General features: G+C 66.7%; 18 protein-coding genes. 9 read left to right on the plus strand and 9 right to left on the minus strand.

What is annotated here, in order from left to right:
- The first annotated feature begins 297 nt into the window (after window positions 1–297).
- The gene (locus tag HALXA_RS02100) at window positions 298–675 is read left to right on the plus strand and encodes a winged helix-turn-helix domain-containing protein (protein WP_013878649.1); all 378 of its coding nucleotides are present in this window, start codon (window positions 298–300) and stop codon (window positions 673–675) included.
- Entirely contained in the window at window positions 672–962 is a 291-nt protein-coding gene (locus tag HALXA_RS02105; RefSeq protein ID WP_013878650.1) for a DUF7521 family protein, read from the plus strand. The genes HALXA_RS02100 and HALXA_RS02105 overlap by 4 nt, the downstream gene beginning before the upstream one ends.
- A gap of 165 nt (window positions 963–1127) precedes the next feature.
- On the opposite strand, the gene HALXA_RS02110 is transcribed toward HALXA_RS02105, so the two are convergent.
- From HALXA_RS02110 to pdhA, 5 genes are all read right to left on the minus strand, one after another.
- Complete coding sequence (locus tag HALXA_RS02110; protein WP_013878651.1) at window positions 1128–2300, minus strand: multicopper oxidase domain-containing protein; 1173 nt, start codon at window positions 2298–2300, stop codon at window positions 1128–1130.
- Window positions 2301–2458: 158 nt separating this feature from the next.
- Entirely contained in the window at window positions 2459–3949 is a 1491-nt protein-coding gene (lpdA, locus tag HALXA_RS02115; protein WP_013878652.1) for a dihydrolipoyl dehydrogenase, read from the minus strand.
- A gap of 75 nt (window positions 3950–4024) precedes the next feature.
- Window positions 4025–5671, minus strand: coding sequence for a 2-oxo acid dehydrogenase subunit E2 (locus HALXA_RS02120; RefSeq protein ID WP_013878653.1), 1647 nt, complete (start codon window positions 5669–5671; stop codon window positions 4025–4027).
- A gap of 1 nt (window position 5672) precedes the next feature.
- Window positions 5673–6698 (minus strand): alpha-ketoacid dehydrogenase subunit beta, encoded by a 1026-nt coding sequence (locus tag HALXA_RS02125; protein ID WP_013878654.1) that lies wholly within the window; start codon window positions 6696–6698, stop codon window positions 5673–5675.
- A gap of 1 nt (window position 6699) precedes the next feature.
- Window positions 6700–7809 (minus strand): pyruvate dehydrogenase (acetyl-transferring) E1 component subunit alpha, encoded by a 1110-nt coding sequence (gene pdhA / locus HALXA_RS02130; RefSeq protein WP_013878655.1) that lies wholly within the window; start codon window positions 7807–7809, stop codon window positions 6700–6702.
- Window positions 7810–8052: 243 nt separating this feature from the next.
- Between pdhA and HALXA_RS02135 the strand changes: the two genes are divergently transcribed.
- Complete coding sequence (locus HALXA_RS02135) at window positions 8053–8355, plus strand: hypothetical protein (protein ID WP_148263623.1); 303 nt, start codon at window positions 8053–8055, stop codon at window positions 8353–8355.
- Window positions 8356–8361: 6 nt separating this feature from the next.
- Here the strand turns inward: HALXA_RS02135 and lipA are convergent, their stop codons facing one another.
- Entirely contained in the window at window positions 8362–9309 is a 948-nt protein-coding gene (lipA, locus tag HALXA_RS02140; RefSeq protein WP_013878657.1) for a lipoyl synthase, read from the minus strand.
- A gap of 112 nt (window positions 9310–9421) precedes the next feature.
- Between lipA and HALXA_RS02145 the strand changes: the two genes are divergently transcribed.
- From HALXA_RS02145 to HALXA_RS02160, 4 genes are all read left to right on the plus strand, one after another.
- Window positions 9422–10822, plus strand: coding sequence for an MATE family efflux transporter (locus tag HALXA_RS02145; protein WP_013878658.1), 1401 nt, complete (start codon window positions 9422–9424; stop codon window positions 10820–10822).
- Between the two features lie 42 nt (window positions 10823–10864).
- On the plus strand, window positions 10865–11575 hold the full coding sequence (locus HALXA_RS02150; RefSeq protein ID WP_013878659.1) for a class I SAM-dependent methyltransferase: 711 nt from the start codon (window positions 10865–10867) through the stop codon (window positions 11573–11575).
- Window positions 11576–11722: 147 nt separating this feature from the next.
- Window positions 11723–12256: a PH domain-containing protein gene (locus HALXA_RS02155; RefSeq protein ID WP_013878660.1), complete on the plus strand. Its 534-nt coding sequence runs from the start codon at window positions 11723–11725 to the stop codon at window positions 12254–12256.
- A 105-nt stretch (window positions 12257–12361) separates the two neighbouring features.
- Window positions 12362–14716, plus strand: coding sequence for a DEAD/DEAH box helicase (locus tag HALXA_RS02160; protein WP_013878661.1), 2355 nt, complete (start codon window positions 12362–12364; stop codon window positions 14714–14716).
- Window positions 14717–14771: 55 nt separating this feature from the next.
- Here HALXA_RS02160 and HALXA_RS02165 read toward each other — a convergent pair whose 3' ends face one another.
- Together HALXA_RS02165 and HALXA_RS02170 are read right to left on the minus strand one after the other, a co-directional pair.
- Window positions 14772–15422: an HAD family hydrolase gene (locus HALXA_RS02165; protein ID WP_013878662.1), complete on the minus strand. Its 651-nt coding sequence runs from the start codon at window positions 15420–15422 to the stop codon at window positions 14772–14774.
- 81 nt (window positions 15423–15503) lie between these two features.
- Window positions 15504–16196 (minus strand): class I SAM-dependent methyltransferase, encoded by a 693-nt coding sequence (locus tag HALXA_RS02170; RefSeq protein ID WP_013878663.1) that lies wholly within the window; start codon window positions 16194–16196, stop codon window positions 15504–15506.
- Window positions 16197–16468: 272 nt separating this feature from the next.
- Between HALXA_RS02170 and HALXA_RS02175 the strand changes: the two genes are divergently transcribed.
- Window positions 16469–16663: a cold-shock protein gene (locus HALXA_RS02175; RefSeq protein ID WP_013878664.1), complete on the plus strand. Its 195-nt coding sequence runs from the start codon at window positions 16469–16471 to the stop codon at window positions 16661–16663.
- A gap of 131 nt (window positions 16664–16794) precedes the next feature.
- Here HALXA_RS02175 and HALXA_RS02180 read toward each other — a convergent pair whose 3' ends face one another.
- A complete protein-coding gene (locus HALXA_RS02180; RefSeq protein WP_013878665.1) occupies window positions 16795–17391 on the minus strand; it encodes a DJ-1/PfpI family protein in 597 nt (198 codons plus the stop codon).
- 309 nt (window positions 17392–17700) lie between these two features.
- Between HALXA_RS02180 and HALXA_RS02185 the strand changes: the two genes are divergently transcribed.
- Window positions 17701–18231 carry a hypothetical protein gene (locus HALXA_RS02185; RefSeq protein WP_013878666.1) on the plus strand — a complete coding sequence of 177 codons (531 nt, stop codon included), beginning with the start codon at window positions 17701–17703 and terminating at the stop codon, window positions 18229–18231.
- Window positions 18232–18332: the final 101 nt, after the last annotated feature.

The following is an 18332-nucleotide window of genomic DNA, read 5'->3' on the forward strand; positions in this document are numbered from 1 at the left end:
CGGACTCGAGGAGCTGCTAACTGTCGCAGTGTCGCAGGAATATCACGCGGGCGGAGGCCGGCTAGTCATCCCGTCCTTGCAGATGCGGTCGAACCGGATGATACCCGCGTGGTCGCACTCGAGCGTGTACGCGCAAGAAAGTTCGGTTTAGAGTTTGTTCTGGAGTCGCACCAGGTGATACGTGAAGAGCACGGTGACGGTTAGGGACGAACACGTTCGGAAATCGGAGCGCTGTCGGGTCGGACCGCCGATGCGCATCGATGCGAATAAACCACGTGCGTCGTAACGGTCGTACGAATGGTCCGGGACCCGATCGCCTCGGAGTCGACGCCGTCGGCGGAGGAGATCTGCGCTGCGCTTGACGATCCCGACTGTCGAGAAATTATCCGGAACCTCGAGGAGCCGATGACGGCGTCGGAGCTGACGGACCGATGCGAGATCCCGCAATCGACGCTGTATCGGAAGCTCGAGTTGCTGACCGAATCGACGCTGCTCGAGGAATCGACCGAAATCAGGCGTGACGGCCACCACGCGAGCAAGTACTCGATCGCGTTCGAGGAGATTACGCTGTCGCTGGACGAGGAGCGCCGGCTGACGGTGCAGATCGATCGGCCGGCGCGGACGGCGGACGAGCGGCTCGCCGAGCTGTGGTCGGAGGTGCGAAAGGAGACATGACAGGAGAATCAACGATCGAAATCGCAGTCGCCCTGGCGGTCGTCAAGACGATCATACTCGTCGTCGGGGGAATCATTACGTATTTCGCGTTCAAGGCGTATCGGCGGACGAGACAGCGGGCGCTCGGGTACCTTGCGGTAGGATTCGGGCTCGTGACGCTCGGCTTCGTCCTCGCGGGGATGTTCGACCTGCTTCTCGACGTCGAGTTGGTGTTGGGAGTGCTCCTCGAGAGCCTGCTCGTGCTCGCGGGCTTTCTCGTGATCGCGTACTCGTTGTACGTCCAGTAGCGGTCGGCGTTTCGTCGTCTTCTCGTCGTCTCTCGAGACGGTAATCCGGATGTGAGACGCGGTAAAATCGTGTTACGCCACGAAACAAGCCAACGGGTGCGGCACGTTCGAAACGCCGAGTACTAACAGACAGTAAAATACCGGTCGGGGGCCGTACGCGGTGAGTTACGCTTCGTATCCGGCGTCGTCCATGACCTCGGTGAACTCGTCGGTTTCCATCGCGTCCTCGTAGACGATGGCGGTCGCCATGCCGCCGGGGTAGGCGCCGTCGGTGGTGACGTGGTCGACCTTGTGGCAGTGGACGGGGTAGATGCCGGGTTCGGAGTCCGCTTCGAACTCGAGGGTGACGCGCTCGGCAGGGGCGATGCCGACGACGTCCTCCTGGTACCGTGCGGCCTCCGGGATCGGGCTGCCGTCCTTCTCGACGACGGTGAAGCGGTGGCCGTGGGTGTGGAACGCGTGCTGTTCGTAGCCCGCGTTGACGACGTGGACGCGCACGGTGTCGCCGGCGCCGACCACGAGCGGCGAGCCGAGTTCGGGGTTGAAGGTCGCGGGGGCGCTCCGCCCGTTGACGGTGTAGAGGTTCGGGGACCGGTCGCCCGCGTCGTAGTCGGCGTCGCCGCCGGCTTCCCGCTCGTGGAGCCGGCTATCCCACTCACGGAGCGTCAGGAAGTACTCCTGGTCCGGCGGCGTGTAGCCTTCGGGGTCGACCCGGAGGATGCCGTACATCCCCATGTCCAGGTGGTTGTGGGTCTGGACGTGGCAGTGGTAGAAGTGCGTTCCGGGGACGTCGCCCTCGAGTTCGTAGGTGTGGCTCTCGCCGGGCTGTACGTCGATCCGGGTCGAGATCGGGGCGCCGTCGTCGCGCCAGGATTTGCCGACCCCGTGGACGTGGACGGTGTGCGGGCGGTCGTGTTCGGTGTTCTCGAAGGAGAGTTCGAACGTCTCGCCCTCCTGCATGCGGTAGATCGGACCGGGGACGCTCGGCTCGAGGTCGTCGGCCTGCCAGGCCCAGACCTCGGGGAGTTCCACGGGGCCGCCCTTCGCCTCGTCGGTGACGAGCTGGTGGCGCGCGGGGACGGTCCGGAGCGTCGACTGGTGATCCTGTTCGGCGAGGTCGACGATCTGCGGCGGTGCGGTGTACTCGTAGTCGGTCAGCGGCGCGTCCTCGTCGGACGTGTCGTCGGTATCGTTAGATTCCGGCTCGTCACCGCCGGCGGCGTCGCCGCTCGAGAGCGCAGAGAGACAGCCCGCGAGCGATCCGAGCGCACCTGTACCCGCGATCGAAAGCACGGCTCGGCGTCGCAGTCCGGAAGCGGAGGGTGTGTTAGACGTCATTGTCTTACTCGAAGAGAAGGGACGCCTACTGAAGGCGTGATACCCTATTTCCCAGGGGGTGGGAACTTAAGTAACCGTACGAACGTCTTCGGAGAGAAACCGGGTGAGACCGACGAGTTAGAAGGACGGACGGCGGGCCGTCGGCGGTGGGTCGCCGATCAGCGATTGAGCGTATGAATCGCACGACCGAGCGCGTTCTCGGCGGCCTCCATGACCGATTCGGAGAGGGTCGGATGGGCGTGGACCGTCGAGGCGACGTCCTCGAGCGTCGCGCCGAGTTCGACTGCGAGGCCGAGTTCGCCGACGAGTTCGGACGCCTCGGGGCCGACGATGGAGGCGCCGAGCAGGTAGCCGTCGTCGGATTCGGCGACGACCTTGACGAAGCCGTCGCTCTCGCCGGTCGTCAGCGCGCGACCGCTGGCCCGGAAGGGGAACACGCCGGTAACGGGGTCGAATCCGGCTTCTTCCGCGTCGGATTCGGTCATCCCGACGGTCGCGATCTCGGGATCGGTGAAGACGACGGCGGGCATCGCCTGGTGGTCGATCGCCGCGGGTTCGCCGGCGATGACCGCGGCGGCGACCTGTCCCTCCGCGCTGCCCTTGTGGGCGAGCATCGGTTCGCCGGCGACGTCGCCGACGGCGAAGATGTGCTCGACGTTCGTCCGCGCCTGCGAGTCGGTGTCGATGAAGCCGCGGTCGTCGGTCTCGACGCCCGCTTCGGCAAGGTCGAGCGTATCGGAGACGGGTTCTCGGCCGACCGCGACGAGCACCTTCTCGGCGTCGAGCTCGAGGGGCTCGGCTTCGGCGTCCGTGTCCGCGTCCGTCTCACCGGCTGCAGCGCCGCCGTCGGCGGCGGCCCGATCTGCCGGTTCGGCGACGACCCGAATGCCGTCGCCGTCGTCTCGCTCGGTCCACTCAGAGGCCGTGTAGCCGAACTCGAACTCGATTCCCAGGTCCTCGGCCCGCTGTTTCACCGGGCGCTTGAGGTCGTCGTCGTATCCGGGGAGAATCGAGTCGAGCATCTCGATCACGGTCACGTCGGTCCCGAGCTTGGCGAAGACGCTGGCCAGTTCCATCCCGATGTAGCCGGCGCCGACGACGACCAGCGAGTCCGGAACCGACTCGAGCGCCAGCGCCTGCCTCGAGTTCAACACGGGTTCGTCGCCGTACTCGAAGTTCGGAATCTCGATCGGGCGCGAACCGGTGGCGACGACGGCGTGTTCGAACTCGAGGGTTTCAGAGCCCTGGCCCTCGCCGCTGTGGGAGACGCGGACCGTGTTCTCGCCTGTGAAGGTCGCTGTGCCCTCGAGCAGGTTAACGCCGTTGGCCTTGCAGAGCTTCTCGACGCCGCCGGTGAGTTGGTCGACGACGTCGTCCTTCCAGCCGACCATGCCCGCGAGGTCGATCGCAGGGTCGGCGTGGATCCCCATCTCCTCGGCGTGGCGGGCCTCGTGGGCGATGTCGGTCGCGGTGATCAGCGCCTTCGAAGGGATGCAGCCGTAGTTCAGGCAGGTGCCGCCGTAGGCGTCCTTCTCGACGAGCGTGACGTCCTGGTCCAGTTGGCCGGCCCGGATCGCGGCCACGTAGCCCGCCGGGCCGGCGCCGATTACCAGGACGTCAGTTCCGGTGGTGACGTCTCCGACGACCATCAGTGTGATCCTCCGTGCGATTCGGATTCGGGTACGGTGGTGATGACTGGTTCCATGATATATCGTCTCGTACGATCACTCGAGCAATAGTAGCTGGGGGTTCTCGAGGTACTCCATGACGGTGTTCGTAAACCGCGCGGCGATCGCGCCGTCGATCAGCCGGTGGTCAAACGACAGCGACAGCGTCAGCACGGACCGGGGTTCGATCGACTCCTGCCCGTCTCGCTCGACGACGCGGGGTCGGCGCTTGATCTCGCCGATCGCGAGGATACCCGCCTCGGGGTAGTTGATGATCGGCGTCGCGTACTCGCCGCCGATCGCGCCGACGTTGGTGATCGTGAACGTCGAGCCCCGCAGTTCGCCGGGGCTGATCGAGCGCTCGCGGGCCTTCTGAACCAACTCGTTCATCTCCGAGGAGAGTTGCAGCAGCCCCTTCTCGTCGGCGTCCTCGAGGACGGGGACCATCAGTCCGACGTCGGTCGCCGTGGCGACGCCGATGTTGTAGTAGTCGCGGTAGACGATCTCGTCGTTCTCCTCGTCGATGACCGCGTTCATCTCGGGGTACTCCTGCAGGGCCGCGACGACTGCCTTCATGATGAAGGGCATGTAGGTCAGCCGGATGCCGCGCTCCTCGGCGCGGGGTTTGAGTTCCTCGCGCGCCTCGACGAGTTCGGTCACGTCGACCTCGTCGTGGTGGGTGACGTGGGGCGCGCTGTACTTCGACTCGACCATCGCCTCGGCGATTCGCTTGCGGACGCCGCGGAACGGCTCGCGGCGCTCGCGCTCGCCCTCGGCGAATTGGGTTCCCTTCGTTCCGGCAGTCTCGCCTCTCCCACCGGCCTCGAGCGCCTCGCGATCCGCTTCCTGCGCTCGCTGCTGGGCCTCGGCGTATTCCCGGACGGCCTCGGGCGTGACGAACGCCTCGCCGTCCCGCTCTTCGACCGCGGGGACGGCGTCGATGTCGACGCCCTGCTCCTGGGCGATCCGGCGGGTTGCGGGCGCCGCGAGGGTTCGATCCCGATCCGCCGACTCGACCGTCGACGGCGCCTCGGTAGGCCCTGCGCTCGAGGATGCACCCGCTTCGGCGGTCTCGGTCGCGGATTCGGTTCCGACCGCGGTACCGCCGGTCGAATCCGTCGTCTCCGCTTCGGCCGACGCATCCGCCCCTTCGGTCGACTCGACCTGCGCGGCACCCTCGAGCGAGCCGCCGCGGACGGCGGCTTCGACATCAGCCGCCGTGATCCGACCGCCGGGGCCGCTGCCCTCGAGTTGTGCGAGGTCGATACCCTCTTCGCGGGCCATCCGGCGGACCCGCGGCGGGGCGAAGATGCGATCCTCGGGCGTGGCCGGCGTCTCGGCCTCGTCGATTTCGGCGACCTCAGTGCCGGGGCTGCCGGACTCGGCTGCGGTTTCGGCGTCGCCACCGGCGGCCGCTTCGCCCCCTGCCGATTCGGGCTCGAGTTCAGCCGCTTCGGGCTCTTCTCCCTCAACGTCGAACGAGATAATCACCGTCCCGACGTCGACGACTTCGCCCGCCTCGACGTGTAGCTCTCGCACTGTACCGTTGACCGGTGCAGGAACCTCGACGAGCGCCTTGTCCGTCTCGACCTCGGCCACCGACTGATCCTCACTGACTTCGTCGCCCTCCTCGACCAGCCACGAAACCAGTTCGCCCTCCGCGACCCCTTCGCCGACATCCGGGAGTTTGAATTCGCGTACCATGTTAGAACTCCACCGCGTTCCGAATCCCGTCCTCGATGCGCGCCGCCTCGGGGAGGTAGTAGTCCTCGAGCGCGTACAGCGGGAACGGGGTATCGAAGCCAGTGATACGTTCCACCGGCGCCTCCTGATACAGTAGTGCTTCCTCCTGCAGGGTGGCTATGATTTCCGCGCCCAGCCCGCCCGTCTTGGGCGCCTCGTGGACGACCGCGGCGCGGCCGGTCTTCTCGAAGGAGTCGACGATCGTCTCCTCGTCCAGCGGGGAGAGGCTCCGCAGGTCGACTACCTCGACGTCAATCTCGCCCGCGAGGTTCTCGGCAGCCTCAAGCGTCGGCCGGGTCATCGCACCCCACGTGTAGACGGAGATGTCCGACCCCTCGCGGCGGACGGCCGCCTCGCCGAGCGGGATTTCGTAGGATTCCGTGGGTACCTCCTCGCGGAACGCCCGATAGATGAGCTTCGGCTCGAGGAAGATCACGGGGTCCGGCGAGCGGATCGCGCTCGTCAGCAGCCCCTTCGCGTCGGCGGGCGTCGAGGGAATCGCGACCTTCAGGCCGGGCTGGTGGACGAACATCGCCTCGGTCGACTCCGAGTGGTGTTCGGGCGCCCGGATGCCGCCGCCGTAGGGGGCGCGGACCACCAAGGGACACGTGTATCGTCCGCGCGAGCGCGTCCGCAGGCGCGCGGCGTGGGAGACGATCTGGTCGAACGCGGGATAGATGAATCCCATGAACTGCATTTCGGCGACGGGGCGAAGCCCGTAGGCGGCCATTCCGATCGCCGTGCCGACGATGCCCGACTCCGCGAGCGGCGTGTCGATCACCCGGTTCTCGCCGAACTCGTCGTACAGGCCTTCCGTCGCGCGGAAGACGCCGCCGTTCTTCCCGACGTCCTCGCCCATGACGACGACGTCCTCGTCGCGTTCCATCTCGGTGGCCAGGCCGTCCCGAACCGCCTGGACGAGGGTGAGGTTCTCCGTCTCCGATACGTCCGCCGCTGCCGTCGAATCTGAGTCCTGATGCGTCGCCATATTACCCCTCCAGCAGCGCGTCATCGCCGTGTCGGTCGCGAATCGATTCGAAGTACTCGAGTTGCCGCTGCAATCGTTTAGGCATCCCCTCGTAGACGTGCGCGAAGATTTCCTCCGGATCCGGTCGCTCGACTGACTCCGCGGTCTCGATGGCGTCGGCCACCGCCTCGCGGATCCGCTCGTCGATCGCGTCGACGCGCTCGTCGTCGAGCAGCCCGTTGTTCCGGAGGAACGTCTCCAGCCGCGGGATCGGGTCCTTGCGCTTCCAGCGCTCGACCTCGTCGTCCTCGCGGTAGACCGACGGATCGTCGGCGGTGGTGTGGGCGCCGAATCGGTACTGGACCGCCTCGATGAGCGTCGGCCGGAGTTCGCCCTCGCCGGGATCCTTGGTCTTCTCGACGGCGTCGCGGGTGACCTTGTAGACCGCGAGCGGATCCATCCCGTCGACCTGGACCCCCTCGAAGCCGTAGGCCGTCGCCTTCTGCGCTAAGGTGGCGCTCGCGGTCTGGCGCTCGCGGGGCACCGAGATCGCCCACTGGTTGTTGTTACAGAAGAAGACGGTCGGCGTGTCGAAGACGCCGGCGAAGTTCAGCCCCTCGTGGAAGTCGCCCTCGGAGGTCGCGCCGTCGCCGAAGTAACAGATGAACGTCTTCTCCTCGTCCTTCAGCTTCGAGGCCCACGCGGCGCCGGTCGCGTGGGGGATCTGCGTCGCGATCGGCACGGCGACCGAGAACATGTTGACGTCCTCGGGGATGTAGTTGCCCTGCTCGTGGCCCATCCAGTACAGCAGGGTCCGCTCGAGCGAGAGCCCCCGAACGAGGCCGACGGCGTGCTCCCGGTAGCTGGGGAAGACCCAGTCGTCCTGGTCTAGGGCGTGGGCGCTGCCCACCTGCGCACCTTCCTGGCCCGACAGGGGCGGATAGGTGCCCATCCGCCCCTGTCGCTGCAGGCTCACCGCCCGCTCGTCGAAGTGGCGGGCCAGCCGCATCTGCTCGTACATCTCGAGGAGTTCGTCGTCGTCGAGATCGGGGACCTCGGCACCCTCGCGGACCCGCCCGTCCTCGTCGAGTACCTGTACTCGGTCACGGGCGTCGCGCTGTAACGTACTCACGGGTGAACCCACCTGTGCATACCATAACGAACTATCGCTCGGGATAAAGGAGTTTCCCAAAATAGCTTACTTTCGGTGAGATTCTTGCCAGTTCGTCGTCCCATAGCGAGCATATTCGTCAATATCTGGGCGTCAATGGTCAAAGATCGACACTCCGCGCTGTCCCGGCAACAGGTCGGAGTTCCCGGTCGGGCAGCGACCGCCGATCGGAGTCCGACGGGCGCGAATCCTGCCAATACGTTTATGATCGGACTCTTTCATAGGGAATCCATGGTAGCTTTCCTCGTTACCGTCGGGTTTGTACTTCTGGTAATAGTGGCCGCCCTGTACGACAGCGTGCAGACGGTCCGAGAGGGCGAGCTGAAGGCGCTCCTCGTGTTCGGCGAGATGGAAGCCGTCCTCGAGCCGGGCCTTAACGTCGTTCCGCCGTTCGTGTCGAAGACGTATCCGATCGATCCGCAGACGATGACGATAGACGCGGCTGACGACCGAATCGCCGTTCCCTCCGAGTTCGAATCGGACGTACAAGCGGCGGCGGACCGATGAAACCGTTCACTCCTGCGTCGGTCGCGCTGCTTTGCGAGCGTCTTCGACGCTCTTGCCCTCCCGGAGGACGGCGTCGACGAACAGTTCGCCCGCCTTGTACGACGAGCGGACCATCGGCCCGCTGGCGCAGTACAGGAAGCCCAGTTCCTCCTCGGCGACCCGGCGCCACGTCTCGTACTTGTCCGGGTGGTCGTACCGCTGCACCTCGAGGTGGTCCCGCGAGGGGCGCAAGTACTGCCCGAGCGTCACGATGTCGACGCCCCGCTCCCGGCAGTCCGCGAGCGTTCGGTAGACCTCGTGGTCGTACTCGCCGTGACCGAGCATGATCGACGTTTTCGTGTAGATATCGGACTCGCGGTCGACCTGCTCGAGCACCGACAGCGACTGCTCGTACCCTGCCCGCCGATCGCGGACGGGGTACTGCAGGCGCTCGACGGTCTCGACGTTGTGGGCGATCACGTCCGGCTCGGCGTCGATGATTTTCCGGACGAGTTGCTCCTCGCCCTGGAAGTCGGGGATGAGGACTTCGACGAGGATGCCCGGATGGCGGGCCTTGATCTCGCGGATCGTCTCGGCGAAGTGGCCCGCGCCCTGATCCGGCAGGTCGTCCCGGTCGACGGAGGTGAGCACGACGTAATCGAGCCCGATCTCGGCGACCGCCTCGGCGACGTTCTCGGGTTCGTCGGGATCGAGCGGCTCCATGCCGCCGGTTTCGACGTCGCAGAAGTTGCAGGCTCGAGAGCAGCGATCGCCCATCAGCATGAAGGTCGCGGTGCCGCCCTCGCCGTCGCCGGTTCCTGCGCCGCCGGACCAGCATTCGCCCAAATTGGGACAGTTCGCCTCCTCGCAGACCGTGTGGAGGTTTCGATCGCGCAGCGTCTCCCGGATGTCGGTAAACTCCCGGCCCGACGGTGGCCGCATCTTCAGCCAGTCGGGCTTTCGAGCGCTGCTCATGCTCGCATCGACGGCACCGGGAGGGAAAAGTCATTCTGGTGGGCCGCCCCTCGCGGCGAGGATTGAAGGAGAGAAAACATTTATTTTTATTACTAATAACCGATGGGCGTAGATGATGGCGCTCGAGCGCGACGAGATCACGAGCGGGCCGATTCCGCGGACGCTCGCGCTGTTAGCGCTGCCGCTGTTCGTTCAGAACCTCGTTCAGGTGCTCCAGCAGGTGATCGATACGCTCTGGCTCGGGCGCCACAGCCTCGAGGCGGTCGCCGCGGTCGGGATCAACTTCCCGCTGACCGGCTTGCTCGCCGCCGTTGCGATCGGCGTCGGCGTCGGGACGCAGGTGCTGGTCTCCCAGCGCGTGGGCGCCGACGAACTCGCAGCGGGGCGCCGGGCCGCGTTCAACGGCACCGTTCTCGGCCTCGTCGTCGGGGCGGGTACCGGCCTCGCGACGTGGGCCGTTGCGCGCGACGTCGTCGCGCTCTTCGGCGCGGGCGCGGTCGTCACCGAGTACGCCGCCGCCTACCTCGCGGTCTACGCGCTCGTCTTCGCCGTCCTCGCCGCGAGCGAGGCCCTCGAGGCGGGCTTTATCGGCTGGGGCGATACGCGCGCGGCGCTGTACGTCAACGCCGTCGCCGTCGCGGTCAACGTCGTCGTCGACCCGTTCCTGATCTTCGGCTGGTGGATCGCCCCCGAACTCGGCGTCGCCGGCGCCGCGGCGGCGACTGGTGTCGGCTACGGTTGCGGACTCGTCGTCGGGATCGCGATGGCGCTTCGCGGCCGCGGCGAGTTTTCCCTTTCGCGGGAGGCCTGTACGCTCGAGGTCGCCGACTGGCGTGAAATCGTCGACATCGGCTGGCCGAACGGCGGGCAGCACGTCTCGAGTCAGTCCGCGCGCGTCGGGATGATCTGGCTCGTCGTGCTCGTCGGCGACGCCGTGGGACTGGCCGCGTTCACGATCGGCGCGCGCGTTTCGACCGTCGCCTTCGTGCCGGCGATGGGGCTCCAGCAGGCCGCACAGAGTATGATCGGCCAGAGCCTCGGCGCCGAGTTGCCCGAGCGGGCGCGGCGGACGACCTGGATCGGCGTTGCCATCGCGAGCGCAGGGCTCTGTCTCGTCGGTGCGATCCAGTGGCTGGTGCCCGAACCGCTCTCGGTGCTTTTCGTCCCCGGTGCGACCGCCGCGGAACTCGAGGTCGCCGCCGAGTACTTGCGGATCCTCGCGTACGGCTACTGGGCGATCGGCGCGACCTACCTGCTGCAGGCCGGCTTCAACGGGGCCCGACGAACGCGGACGAGCCTCGTCGCGACGCTGCTGCAGTACTGGCTCGTCCGGCTGCCGATCGCCGCCGCGGCCGGCCTCGTTCTCGGCACTGACGTAACGGGCGTCTTCTGGGCCGTTACCCTGTCGAACGTCGTTGCGGCGATCGGCCTGGGCTGGTACTACCGGTACGAGACCTCGAGCGGGATGAACGTCCGCGCCGCAGATGCGGCAGCGGTCGAGGCGGCAGGTTGACGGGGATACCGAGGCGACACGGTGCTCACGGGAACACGATTCATGACACGCTCCGATCGGGACGGCGGCGTCAAGGAACTCGTCCGGCGCCACTGGAACGGCCGCGCGGCGACGTTCGACGACGCGAGCCACCACGGCATTCACGGCGACGAACAGCGCGAGCGGTGGCTGTCGGTGCTCCGCGAGTGGACTGACACCGGCGACGACGCCGGTTCCGGGTCGCAGGACCGCCGCGTCCTCGACGTCGGCTGCGGCACCGGCGTCGTCTCGCTGCTGCTGGCCGAACTGGGCCACGACGTCACTGGCGTCGACTTCGCCCCCGAAATGCTCGAGCGCGCCCGGACGAAGGCCCGCGCGGCCGACCGTCCCGACCGTTCAATCGCCTTCTGCCGCGGCGACGCAGAGGCGCTCCCGCTGCCCGACGGCGCGTTCGATGTCGTGACGGCTCGCCATCTCATCTGGACGCTTCCGAACCCGCAAACGGCGCTCGCGGAGTGGCAACGCGTCCTCGAGCCCGGCGGTCGCCTTGTATTGCTCGAGGGTTACTGGGACCACGACGAGCCGTGGGACGAGTACGAAGCCGTCCACGAGGACCTGCCGCTGTACGACGGCCGACCGGCCGACGCGCTCCGCGAGGAACTCGAGCGGGCGGGACTACGGGATATCGAGCACGAGCCGCTGTCGGATCCGGCGCTGTGGGGACGGGAGCCGCGCCACGAGTACTACGGTATCGCGGGGACGGTTCCCGAGTGAGGGCCGTTGGTCGGTCCCGGACTGCGTTCTCGAATCCGGCTCGAGCACTGCTCGACCGCGACCCGCGCCACCGCTGCTGGGCGCCGGCCGGAAAGGGCACCCTACCGCGATAGCTTTACGGCGGAGAGCGGAATACGACGGTCCGAAATGGCCCGCTCGACGCCGGACTGGCTCCACCTCACTGACGACGAAACCGTCGTCTGGGAGAGTCGTCCCCATCCGATCACGATGGGTGTCAGAGTACCGATCGCCGTCCTGGTCGCCGTCGTCGGAATCGCGCTCATCGTCGTGGACCTCACGGGCGCCGACGGCGCGGGGCTCACCGCGCTGCTCGGCGCGCTCCTCGTCCTCGGCGGCGCCGGCGTCGCGCTCGTCCGGTACGCCGTCTGGACGACCACCCGCTACGTGATCACCTCCGAGGAACTGTACAAGAAATGCGGCATCGTCTCGCGAGACGTCACCCAGTTTCGGATCGACCGCATCCAGAACACTACGCTCGAGCAGGACATGCTCGGCCGGCTGCTGGGTTACGGCGACCTGACGATCTACACCGCGGGCTCGGGCGACCCCGAACTGACCTTCGAGCGCACGCCCCGCCCCGAGCGGGCCAACGGCGCGCTCAACGACCAGCTCGGGGAACTGGTCGAGGCGAAGCGAACGCAGCGACGGCAGCCGACCTGAGCCGGCTATCGGCCCGATCGGGGCCGACTCGCCGCCCGACCGGCACCCGATCGCGAGCGGCCGGGAAGGAAACGCCTTTGACCCGACGCTCCCCCTATCCGTGTGATGGAGGTCGCCGAGGTTCTCCCCGAATTCGCCGACGCTTTCGCCTTCGAGGAGTTCAACCGGATGCAACGCGAGGCGCTGCCCGCACTGCTCGAGCGCGAGGAAAACGTGGTCGCGAGCGCCCCGACGGCGTCGGGGAAGACCGCCCTCGCCGAGTTGGCGATCTGTAAGGCCCTGGCCGACGGCGGCACCGCGCTCTTTATCGCGCCGCTGCGGGCCCTGACCAACGAGAAGGAGGACGACTGGGACCGCTTCGAGAACCTCGACTACTCGGTCTACGTCGTCACGGGCGAGCGCGATCTGAACCCGCGGCGCGCGCGCCGCGCGGACATCCTCGTGATGACCCCCGAGAAACTCGACTCGGCGACCCGCAAACACGACTCCCGGCGGTACGACTTCGTCACCGACGTCGACGTCTGCGTCATCGACGAGGTGCACTTGCTGGATGCGGACCGGCGGGGCTCGGTGCTCGAGGTGACGATCTCCCGCCTGCGACGCCTGTGCGATCCCCGCGTCGTCGCGCTGTCGGCGACGATGCCCAACGTGGACGACGTGGCGGCGTGGCTCGACGCCCCCGAAGAGACGACGTTCGAGTTCGACGAGGAGTACCGGCCGGTCGACCTCAACGCGGGCGTCAAGACCTACACGCACGGCGAGAACTCCTTCGCGGACAAGTACCGCCGGCTGTACCGCGCCCTCGACCTGGCCGAACCGCACCTCCGGGAGGACGGCCAGGCGCTCGTGTTCGTCGCTTCCCGGCAGGACACCGTCCGCGCGGCCGAGAAGGCCCGCGACGAGATCGCCGAGCGGGACGTTCCGATGGGCGCCCGCGGCGACTACGATTTTCATACCGAATCGAAAGAACTCGAGAACGACAAACTCCGCAACTCCGTCCTCGACGGGGTCGCGTTCCACCACGCCGGCCTCTCGAAGAACGACCGCGACCTGATCGAGGAGTGGTTCAAGCAGGGCCACGTCGAACTGCTGTTCTCGACGTCGACGCTGGCCTGGGGCGTCAACCTCCCCGCACGCTGCGTCGTCATCCGCGATACGAAGCTCCACGACCCGCTCGAGGGCGAGGTGGACATGAGTCCCTTAGACGTCCTCCAGATGCTCGGACGCGCGGGGCGACCGGGGTACGACGACGTCGGCTACGGCTGGGTCGTCTGCGACACCGCCGAGGCCGACAAGTACCGCCAACTGCTGCGCGACGGCAAGGAGATCGAATCGCGACTCGCGGAGAGCTTAGAGACCCACCTCAACGCCGAGATCGCGATGGGGACGATCACCGATCTCGACGACGTGATGGACTGGCTCGAGACGACCTTCTACTACGTGCGCGGCCAGTCCAAGCCCGAGGAGTACGACTTCCCGAATCTCCGCGAACGCGTCCGGGACTGCCTCGAGGAACTGGTGGACCGCGGGTTCGTCGAAACCAGCGAGGACCTCTCTATCGAGGCGACGTCCCGCGGCGTGTTGGCGTCCAAGTACTACCTGCGCCTCGAGACGGCCGCGAAGTTCGCGGAGCTGTGCGATCGGGTCGAGGAGGGACACGACCTCGAGACCGGCGACGTCCTCGAGGCGGTCGCGACCGCCGGCGAGTTCGAGTCCGTTTCGGCCCGCCAGGACGAACGCGACGCGATCGACGCGGTGCTCGTGGGCCAGGAGTACGGCGACCTCGAGGCCGGCCAGCGGAAGGTGCTGGCGATCCTCCGGAGCGCGGCCAGCGGGACGACGCCCGCGGAACTGGCCAGCGACGCCTGGGTCATCCGGCGCAACGCGACGCGGCTCGTCTCGGCGCTGGGCGCCTTCCTCGATCGGTTCGTCGGCCCGCACGCGGCGAATCTCGCTCGCCGGGCCGAGGCTCGGATCGAGAACGGCGTTTCGGCGGACGCTGTGGGGCTAACAGCTATCGACGGCGTCGGCCCCGGCCGCGCGAGCAAGTTAGCGAAGGAGGGGCTGTCGACCCCCGGCGACATCGCCGACGCCGGAATCGACGGGCTGATCGACGCCGGCCTCTCGGAGGGCGTGGCCGAGCGGGTCTACGAGGGCGCCCAGTCGCTGCCCTCGATCGAGATTGACTGGGGGGACTTCCCCGAGACCGTCGCGACCGGCGAGAACGAGGTCCGCGAGGTGACCGTCCGGAACGTCGGCGAACCCGCGCGGGCCGGCATCCGGGTGACCGTCAACGGCCGCGAGATGACGAGCACGAACACCTACCTCCGCGACGCCGACACCGTCCCCGTCGGCGTCTTCGGCGCGGAGACGGACGAACTCGAGTACACCGTGAGCGTCGCGTTCCCCGAGGAGCCGCTGATTCCGATCGAGGAGACGCGCACGGTTCGGGTCGAATAGGCGGACATCAGTCAGTCTGAATCCGACGCCTCGAGAAGGAGAACCGAAAGCGGCGCTATTCTGTCAGTTCGAGGACCGTCGCCCGCAGTTCGGCCGGCGAATCGACGATTTCGTCGGCCGGCGAGAGGTCGAGGTCGCCGTGGGCGTCGATCCGGTAGGCGACGACCACCGCACCGGCCCGCGAGCCCGCTTCGACGCCGTTTTCGGAATCTTCGACGACGACGCACTCTTCTGCGGGCACGCCGACCTCGCTCGCGGCGTACTCGAAGACGTCGGGCTCGGGCTTGCCCGCCGCGTCGATGTCCTCGGCGCTGACGACGTGGTCAAACGAGTCCTCGAGGTCGAACCGCTCGAGGACGATATCGATCCAGTCGTGAGGAGAGGACGAGACGAGTGCGCGTTCGACGCCGCGCTCGCCCAGTTCGGCGAGCAGATCGTGGAGGCCGTCGAGGGCCTCGACGTGCTCGCGGTAGATTTCGCGGGCGGTTTCCTCGAAGCGGTCCTCGAACTCCGCGCGGGAGATGGCAGTTCCGTATTCGGCCTCGAGGTAGTCGTAGGTCTCGCGGTAGTTCATGCCGGTCACTTCGGCGACGTCGACGTTCGCGTCGGGGACGGCGGCGGGGAGGATATCGTCGGCCTGGAACTCGGTCCAGTAGTCTTCGCTGTTGACGAGCACGCCGTCCATGTCGAACAAGACTGCCTGCATGTCGGTCACGTGAGTCGGGCTACCCGACGAATCCGTATAGCCGTTTGGTCAGCGGCCCGCGGTGCCGGTACGCGGCGCCGATCAGTCCGAGGACGTCCGGAACGTCCGGATCGTATCTCGTCGGCCCTCCGTCGCGTCGAGTTCGGTACAGCCGCGGTCGGTGAAAATCCCGTTCCAGTCGCGGTAGTAGAGCGGAAACTCGTCGTTGACGTAGTTCACGTCGGGATCGCTCGAGGCTGCGCGATCCGGCGTTCGGTTCGCACTCGAATCGGAACCCGACGAGTCGGGCTCCGAATCCGAATCGGGATCGGCGTTGCCCTCGTTCTCCGCCGTAATGAGTAGCTCCCCGGCGATTCGCGACAGTTCGTCGAAGACCCACGCCGCGTCCGGGTGGAGGTGCTGGAGCGTCTCGACGGAGTAGACCGCGTCGAACTGATCGTCCTCGAAGTCCTCCACGGCGTCTTCGATCGCGTCCAGATAGAAGGTCCCGTCGTCGGCGAGGTCGGGATACGCGTCTTCCATGACGTCGAACGCGTGCGCGTTCATCTCGAGTCCGGCGAGGTTTTCGAACCCGTTGGCGTGGAGGTGGGAGAGGTGGCGACCCGAACTGCACCCGAGCTCGAGCACGGTCGCGTCTCGCCCGCGATCGAGGTGGCGCTCGAGGCGGCGGCGAATACGCTCGCTCGTCTCGTCGGGGCCGTAGTAGGCGTAGTACTCCGGCGAAAACTCTCCGGAGCGGTGTTTCCACTGCCGCCGAACGTCGGTAGAATCCATACCTAATAGGCGGCGCGGAGACGTAAAGCTCCGTTGCAGACGGTCCCGTCATGGAACAAACGAGAGCTGGTCGGATATCGCCGGCAGAACCCGCGATTCCGCGGAAGGAGAGCGACGTTTCGACGGATCGAACGCTATTCTCGAAATAACCGGCAGTGTGTGGATATTCTTCTACTATAGTCGCAGTTCGAGATACGTTCGAACACCGGATTAGGATTTTAGAATACGAATGCGGAACACTTATCCGTGTATCGTGATTTCGTTTAGTCGCAATGGCAAACGGAACGGTCGACTTCTTTAACGACACAGGCGGCTACGGTTTCATCGAGACTGAGGACTCCGACGACGACGTATTCTTCCACATGGAAGACGTTGGCGGCGAGGACCTGACGGAAGGAACCGAGATCGAATTCGACATCGAACAGGCCCCCAAGGGCCCCCGCGCGACGAACGTCGTTCGCGCGTAATACGGTTCACGGCGTCGTCGGAAGACGATAGCGTGTAACTCGTTTCTACTATCCACTGACGACCGGAGAGTTACAACCTCGAGCGAGGCGTCGTCCCCACGTAAGTACAACCGAGAGCCGTGGCTGCGACGCTACCCGAAGACCGAACCGCGGCGCTCGTGTTCCAACTCTTCGGTGACGGCCGCGGCGATATCCTCGCCGAACTCCCGCTCGACGAGCCACAGCGCCAGATCGATCCCCGACGTTACTCCGCCGGCGGTCAGCACGTCGCCGTCGTCGACGACCCGCTCGTCGACCACGTTCGCCGCCGACGCCTCGAGATCCTCGGCCGCGACCTGGTGCGTGGTGGCGGGCCGGCCCTCGAGTAGTCCCGCCTCGGCTAAGATCATCGCGCCGGTACAGACCGAGGCGACGGTCGCACCCTCGGCGTAGCGCTCGTCGACCGCGTCGGGTAGGACGCCGTCCTCGACGACGGCCCTGACACCCCCGTTCGCCGTCGTCCAGCCGCCGCCGGGGACGATCAGGAGGTCGGGCCGGCCCAGCGTCCCGTCCGGTTCGACCCGAAGTTCGTGGCTCGCCGTTACCAGGTCGGTCTCCTCGAGCGTTACCAACTGCACGTCCAGCGACGCGCCGGCGTGGGCGGCGTTCTCGAGGACCTCGTAGGGCCCGATCGCGTCGAGTTCGTCGAAGCCGTCGAAGAGGACGATTTCGGCTGTGGTGTCGACCATATCGGTGGGTGGACCGCGGGCAGGAAAGCGGTTTCCCTGACCGTCCCGGCGGGGCCGCGAACGTGGCTCGTCTCTCGAGTCATCCCTCCGGGAGGGAACGCTCGAGCAGGAGCGACGGTCGCGGGCGAAAGGGATTATCGACCACCGGGACGCGACTGTCCGTCGCGGTCGAAACTCGACCGTTCAATCCGCGTTGAACGACATACAAACCGGCGAAAGCGTCGTTCAAATGGGTTCAAACTCCCGAAAAAAGCGTTGGCGGTATTCCACCTTCATATCGGTCCGGCCCTCGAGGATCGGATGCGAACTATGAACCGAACGACGCTCATCGCAGCCGCGATCGCAGTGCTGGTTGCAACGACCGGTCTCGCCGCCGCCGTTCCGGGGAACGCACCCGCGTCCCCGGCCGACGAGGCGGACGCGAACGCGACGAACACGCACGAAAACGGAAACGGAAACGAAAGCAACGGAGCCGCGAACGCAAACGCCGCTGGCTCGGCGAACGCGAACGCTGACGACGACCGCGCCGGAAACGGACAGGGACCGGCCGTCGACCTCCCTGACCGGGTCCCGGACCACGTCTCCGCGATCCACGACCGTATCTCGTCGTTCCTGAGCGGCGACCTCGAGAACCCGCTCGGTGACGAGATCAGCGACGTGACGCCGGGCGACGATGACGAGAGTTCCGATGACGACGGCGACGATACAGACGCTGACGATGCAGACGCTGACGAAGACGGCGATGACGACGCCGACGCTAACGAGACCGAGTCCGAAGTCGACGACGACTCGACTGACGACGCCGACGACGAGTCGGCGGACGACGAAACCGACGCCTAACGACCGTCACCGTCCCGCTGGGCAGTCAGTTACGGCCGACTGTCGACGGTCACCGACGCCTTCGGCCCTCCCTCCCGCTGACGGACCGCCCGCTCGCTCCC

Source organism: Halopiger xanaduensis SH-6, from assembly GCF_000217715.1.
In the GTDB taxonomy this organism is placed as follows: domain Archaea; phylum Halobacteriota; class Halobacteria; order Halobacteriales; family Natrialbaceae; genus Halopiger; species Halopiger xanaduensis.

Bases quoted from the DNA above. Each gene is read 5' to 3' on its own strand.
- HALXA_RS02135 (WP_148263623.1), top strand. From the start codon at position 8,053: ATGATCGGACTCTTTCATAGGGAATCCATGGTAGCTTTCCTCGTTACC.
- HALXA_RS02110 (WP_013878651.1), bottom strand. From the start codon at position 2,300: ATGACGTCTAACACACCCTCCGCTTCCGGACTGCGACGCCGAGCCGTG.
- HALXA_RS02165 (WP_013878662.1), bottom strand. From the start codon at position 15,422: ATGCAGGCAGTCTTGTTCGACATGGACGGCGTGCTCGTCAACAGCGAA.
- HALXA_RS02170 (WP_013878663.1), bottom strand. From the start codon at position 16,196: ATGGATTCTACCGACGTTCGGCGGCAGTGGAAACACCGCTCCGGAGAG.
- HALXA_RS02185 (WP_013878666.1), top strand. From the start codon at position 17,701: ATGAACCGAACGACGCTCATCGCAGCCGCGATCGCAGTGCTGGTTGCA.
- HALXA_RS02145 (WP_013878658.1), top strand. From the start codon at position 9,422: ATGATGGCGCTCGAGCGCGACGAGATCACGAGCGGGCCGATTCCGCGG.
- HALXA_RS02155 (WP_013878660.1), top strand. From the start codon at position 11,723: ATGGCCCGCTCGACGCCGGACTGGCTCCACCTCACTGACGACGAAACC.
- HALXA_RS02125 (WP_013878654.1), bottom strand. From the start codon at position 6,698: ATGGCGACGCATCAGGACTCAGATTCGACGGCAGCGGCGGACGTATCG.
- HALXA_RS02120 (WP_013878653.1), bottom strand. From the start codon at position 5,671: ATGGTACGCGAATTCAAACTCCCGGATGTCGGCGAAGGGGTCGCGGAG.
- HALXA_RS02150 (WP_013878659.1), top strand. From the start codon at position 10,865: ATGACACGCTCCGATCGGGACGGCGGCGTCAAGGAACTCGTCCGGCGC.
- HALXA_RS02160 (WP_013878661.1), top strand. From the start codon at position 12,362: ATGGAGGTCGCCGAGGTTCTCCCCGAATTCGCCGACGCTTTCGCCTTC.
- HALXA_RS02175 (WP_013878664.1), top strand. From the start codon at position 16,469: ATGGCAAACGGAACGGTCGACTTCTTTAACGACACAGGCGGCTACGGT.
- HALXA_RS02105 (WP_013878650.1), top strand. From the start codon at position 672: ATGACAGGAGAATCAACGATCGAAATCGCAGTCGCCCTGGCGGTCGTC.
- lpdA (WP_013878652.1), bottom strand. From the start codon at position 3,949: ATGGTCGTCGGAGACGTCACCACCGGAACTGACGTCCTGGTAATCGGC.
- HALXA_RS02180 (WP_013878665.1), bottom strand. From the start codon at position 17,391: ATGGTCGACACCACAGCCGAAATCGTCCTCTTCGACGGCTTCGACGAA.
- HALXA_RS02100 (WP_013878649.1), top strand. From the start codon at position 298: ATGGTCCGGGACCCGATCGCCTCGGAGTCGACGCCGTCGGCGGAGGAG.
- lipA (WP_013878657.1), bottom strand. From the start codon at position 9,309: ATGAGCAGCGCTCGAAAGCCCGACTGGCTGAAGATGCGGCCACCGTCG.